Genomic DNA, 4,763 nt, shown 5'->3' on the forward strand with positions numbered 1-4,763 from the left:
ACAAGTGACGTGAGTCGTAGTCTTGCTGGTGCAAACTGCGGGTAATGGCATCATGGGAGAGTTTCCCATCCACCAGTGCCGATAGTCGGGTGGCTGTTGGCTGGTTCTGATTGACCAGCAAATAGTCCGAGTAGAGGTCAAAAATAGGGGATATAAACTCCATGAGCGCTTTTTGTGGTGTTTTTGAGTAAATTTAGAAAGAGGTTGCTACAGATAGATCAACCATGCGTAACATCAGCTACTCACTAACCTACTGACTGACCGACTATTTTTATGTTAGTGAACAACTTCTTTATCCTGCATCTCCAGCGTAACTAAATAACGTTCGGCATCCAGTGCTGCCATGCAGCCTGTCCCTGCCGCCGTAACAGCCTGCCGATAGATATTATCCTGCGCATCACCGCAGGCAAAAACGCCGGGCACATTGGTACGGGTACTTCCTTTTTCTGTCAGGATATACCCGTTGGGGTCCAACTCAAGAAACGCTGCAAAGATATCGGTATTCGGCTTGTGACCAATGGCTACGAAGAATCCTGTCACGTCTAAAACGCGCTCCTCGTTCGTTTCCGTATTTTTTACCCGTACACCCGATACGTCTTCGTCGCCGAGTACTTCTTCGGTGTTTGTATTGTAGAGAATCTCAATATTATGGGCCGTTTGGACACGGTGCTGCATGAATTTAGAGGCCCGCATCTCGTCGCGCCGAACCAGCATGTAAACTTTGCGGCAAAGATTTGCCAGGTAGCTGGCTTCTTCGGCGGCTGTATCCCCCGCTCCCACAATGGCAACATCCTGTCCCCGGAAAAAGAACCCGTCACAAACGGCACAGGCTGACACACCCCGACCGTTGAGTCGCATTTCGGAGGGGAGTCCGAGCCATTTGGCCGATGCACCCGTTGAAATAATGACCGAGTCGGCCGTTAGTTCATGCTTGTCGTCAACAATAACGCGATGTGGGTTTTCCGGTCCCGGAAGACTGTTAAAATGTACGCTGGTAACCATTCCGTAGCGGATGTCGGTGCCAAAACGCCGGGCTTGTGCTTCCAGGTCCTGCATCATCTGTGGCCCTTGTACCCCATCGGGATAACCCGGAAAATTATCGACTTCGGTTGTAATCGTAAGCTGCCCGCCAGGCTGTGCACCCTGGTATAAAACGGGTTTCATATTAGCCCGGGCAGCATAGATGGCGGCTGTATACCCCGCTGGGCCAGACCCTATAATTAAGCACTTGATATGTTCAGGAGTCATTGCAATGGAAAAGAATTGCCTTAAAATTTAAAAATACCCCCGCCCTAAAAGCGAGGATATCTGGATAACGTACACAAAATTGAAAAAAATCCCGGGTAAGGCAATGGAATTGTCCAAACAAGGTGGTTTTATGGTGTATGGTTCCGGGTTTATAGAGGTGCGAAGCGGGCGGATAAACCGGGGTATCCGCAGACCAGAGCCAAACGGGCGCCCCGCGCAGTTGCACCACAGATTGGCGTAAACGGAAAACCGAAAGCATTAAACCCGTTCATCGTATCTTCCACTCGATTCGCCGGTTGAGCTGCCGGTTTTCTTCCGTAGTGTTCGGTACGAGCGGGCGGGTTTTACCGTAACCAATAGCCCGGATACGGTCAGTTGCCACACCTGCTTTGGCGAGGTACGTTACGACGGATTGCGCTCGTTTCTGCGAAAGAACCAGATTGGCGGCTGCCTCTCCCGTATCATCGGTATGCCCCGATATGTCGATTTTAACGGCTGGGTTAGCCTGCATGAATGCAGCCAGCCGGTCCAGTTCCGTACGCGATTTGTCGGCCAGGGCGTATTGCCCGGATTCGAAGAAGAGATTGCTCAGGGTTTCGTTGGCCGAAGTGCCATCAATAACCGGTTCAAGGGGAACGCTTAGCGTCATGCCCGTGCCGGCAGGCTGTCCTTCTTTGGGTTTCTGCGTGAAATCGAACGATAGACTTTTGAACAGGTAACCCGGCACACTCACATATAAGGCGTATTCGCCACCGCTGGGCAGAATGGCGGTGTAGGCACCGGTCTGGGCATCGGCCTGAACGCGCGAAAGCATCTGGTTCGTTTTCAGGTCAATTAACTCAACCGTGGCTGCCAGTGGTTTTTTTGTCTTCGCATCGGCTACTATGCCTTTCAGATAACTTACTGGTTTGACCCGTTCGCGCAGGGATTCCGGCAAATCGAACGTATACAGCCGTGATTTTTGCGATACCCCATCCTTCTGCTCTTCGTAGGAATAATAGGCCCTGCTGCCGTTAGGTGATACAAACAACGATGCCTGATCCTCCGAATTATTGATAGGGTAGCCTAAGTTGGTTGGTATAGACCATCCTGAAATTTGACTAGTGACAGATTCATTATCCGAAACAAACAGATCGTACCCACCCAGACCGATGTGCCCTTCCGACGCAAAAAATAAACTTTGTCCGTTCGGGTGAATAAACGGCGATGCCTCGTTCGAGGGTGTATTGATGGGCTCGCCCAGATTAACCGGCTCGCTCCAGGTGCCATCGGGGCCGAGTGCGCTCCGCCAGATGTCGCGCCGACCTTTGCCACCCGGCCGGTCCGAAACGAAATAGAGTTGACGGCCATCGGCAGATAAGGCTGGCTGTGACTCATAAAAACGGGTATTGATCGTTGGTCCCAGATTTTCCGGCTTCGACCAGTCGCTGCCCGTTTTGCTGCTCATGTACAAATCGCAGCTGCCATATCCTTTGCGTCCCTGACAGGCCGTAAAAACGAGGGTACGTCCGTCGGCCGAGAGGCTGGCTGTACCCTCATTTTCGGGGGTGTTTATATTTGGCGAAAGAGAAACCGGTGGGGACCAGGTTTCGCCATTAAAGGTAGCCGTCATCAGGTCTTCGTCGCCTTCGGGTTTTAGGGCAGTAAAGACCAGTGTCTGCTCATCGGCGGTTAAAACGGGAAAGTACTGCGACGGCGTTGTTTGCAATACCGATGAGATGGGCTTGGGATCGACAGCCTGCGGATGTTTTATGGCTTCCTGACCAAAGCGGGCGGTTTCGAGTTGGCGGGCAATCCGTTTCCCCTGCGACGACTCCGGGGCAAACATCGTCTGGTATGTTGACAGATAAGGCAGTGCTTCGCTGTAACGGCCCAGCCGGAGCAGGGTGTTGCTCAGTGCCTGATAAGCAGCCCCGGAAGCCGGATTGTCGGGATTTAATTTGATAGCGTTTCGGTAGGCCGTTAGTGCCGGTTCGTAGCGTTTCGTGAACTCATAAAGCTGGCCAAGTTTGAGGTGTGCATCCAGAAAACCCGGGTCTTCTTTCACCGCCTGTTCCATGTACGGAATCGCATCCGTGGCCCTTCGTTCGCCAAACAGCTTGATCGACTGGGCGTATAATTCCTGCGCCTTACCCGATTGAGCTACTGAAGAATGAACAATGAATAATGAACAATGAATAATGAGAATGAGCAAACGGAGCGGTGTCCATTGTCCATTGCTCATTATACATTTTACATTGTTAGCTATCAACTCCTTTACGGAATATCCAGAAATTTGTGCGTCTGCAACGAGATTTGCCATTGCGGATTATTTTTTACGTAATCAACGATAAAAGGCAGCATTTCATTGGAGCGACTCCATTCCGATTGCAAAAAGAGTTTGCAATCAGGTCGTAAATAAGGTACGAAAGACTCCGCAAAGGCAAAGTCTGACTGGTTATAAATGATAACTTTCAGTTCGTCGGCCCGGGTATAAATAGCTGGATTGGGTTGTTTGAACTTTTTGGGCGAGAAACAGACCCAGTCCCACGAACCTGTAATGGTCTGGCACACCCCCGAGGTTTCGATGTTTGTCTGGAAACCAGCCTGTTGTAAAGCTGTCGTTAAGTCGGTGAGATCGTGCATGAGGGGTTCTCCACCCGTGATGACCGCCATCCGGCCCGGATATTGTAATGCTCCGTCCACTAGTGAATCAATGGATTGTTTTGGATGCGCGTCAACATTCCAGGATTCTTTCACATCACACCAGAAACAGCCCACATCGCAGCCACCGAGCCGAATAAAATAAGCAGCCCGGCCCGTGTGGGCACCCTCGCCCTGAAGCGTATAAAATGCCTCCATCACGGGCAGGGTAGTTGTATCAGTCGTTTGTTGTTTTTGTTCCTGAAGCATGGGACAAAGATACGAACCATTCACGGACCTGTACAGTTTCGGAAAGGGTAGCGGTCTTGTGGGAAATATGTTTCGTGTAAGCTTTTGAACAAGTAAGCAATTGCTGTAAAGAGTCCCTATCCATGAATTACAAAAGAATATCGGCGAAGTACCCAACCATTTGTTACTAAAGTGGGTCTGGTTCATAGCGACCGATAATGCCAGCTAACCAGTGACATGAAAGTTATACAGTACATATTCCTGTTGTGTTTTTTCAGCTCCTGTCAATCGGCCGACCCGCAGGCTGATTTATTGATAGGGAACTGGTTAGAGACTGGTTATCGGCAAATTACCAGCAACGACTGGCAACCGCTTGATCGCCGTTGGACAATAGGAGACTGCTCGCTGAACTGTGTCAAGGCTGAGGGTGAATAGAAGGGAAAAAGAAAAATCCTTATTTTCACAATCATGACGGATACAACTAACGACTTCGATTTCGAGTCCTTCAAGCAGGCGGCCATCAAAGGCCTCTACGAAGGCAAACCCCTGACAGGCCAAAACGGCCTGTTCGCTCCCTTACTCAAGCACTTCCTGGAATCGGCCTTGGAAGGGGAAATGGATGGCCACCTGGTGCAGACCCGGCA

General features: G+C 50.6%; 3 protein-coding genes and 1 pseudogene. 1 reads left to right on the top strand and 3 read right to left on the bottom strand.

The annotated features are described in order from the left end of the window. Positions 1–276: 276 nt before the first annotated feature. The 3 genes from trxB to B157_RS0110105 all read right to left on the bottom strand — a co-directional run bounded on the left by trxB (position 277) and on the right by B157_RS0110105 (position 4,140). Positions 277–1,248, bottom strand: a complete 972-nt coding sequence (gene trxB / locus B157_RS0110095) for a thioredoxin-disulfide reductase (protein ID WP_026308618.1) — start codon at positions 1,246–1,248, stop codon at positions 277–279. 268 nt (positions 1,249–1,516) lie between these two features. Continuing rightward, complete coding sequence (locus B157_RS0110100; protein ID WP_020603212.1) at positions 1,517–3,472, bottom strand: OmpA family protein; 1,956 nt, start codon at positions 3,470–3,472, stop codon at positions 1,517–1,519. A gap of 32 nt (positions 3,473–3,504) precedes the next feature. Beyond that, positions 3,505–4,140: a 7-carboxy-7-deazaguanine synthase QueE gene (locus tag B157_RS0110105; RefSeq protein ID WP_026308620.1), complete on the bottom strand. Its 636-nt coding sequence runs from the start codon at positions 4,138–4,140 to the stop codon at positions 3,505–3,507. A gap of 447 nt (positions 4,141–4,587) precedes the next feature. Between B157_RS0110105 and B157_RS40450 the strand changes: the two are divergent. Continuing rightward, positions 4,588–4,763: pseudogene (locus tag B157_RS40450) on the top strand (IS256 family transposase); the annotation flags it as partial.

Origin of the sequence: Spirosoma spitsbergense DSM 19989 (assembly GCF_000374085.1) — a bacterium.
Classification (GTDB): Bacteria; Bacteroidota; Bacteroidia; order Cytophagales; family Spirosomataceae; genus Spirosoma; species Spirosoma spitsbergense.

What these genes read in the sequence shown, in the direction of transcription:
- trxB (WP_026308618.1), bottom strand. Translation starts at nt 1,248, where the DNA reads ATGACTCCTGAACATATCAAGTGCTTAATTATAGGGTCTGGCCCAGCG.
- B157_RS0110100 (WP_020603212.1), bottom strand. Translation starts at nt 3,472, where the DNA reads ATGAGCAATGGACAATGGACACCGCTCCGTTTGCTCATTCTCATTATT.
- B157_RS0110105 (WP_026308620.1), bottom strand. Translation starts at nt 4,140, where the DNA reads ATGCTTCAGGAACAAAAACAACAAACGACTGATACAACTACCCTGCCC.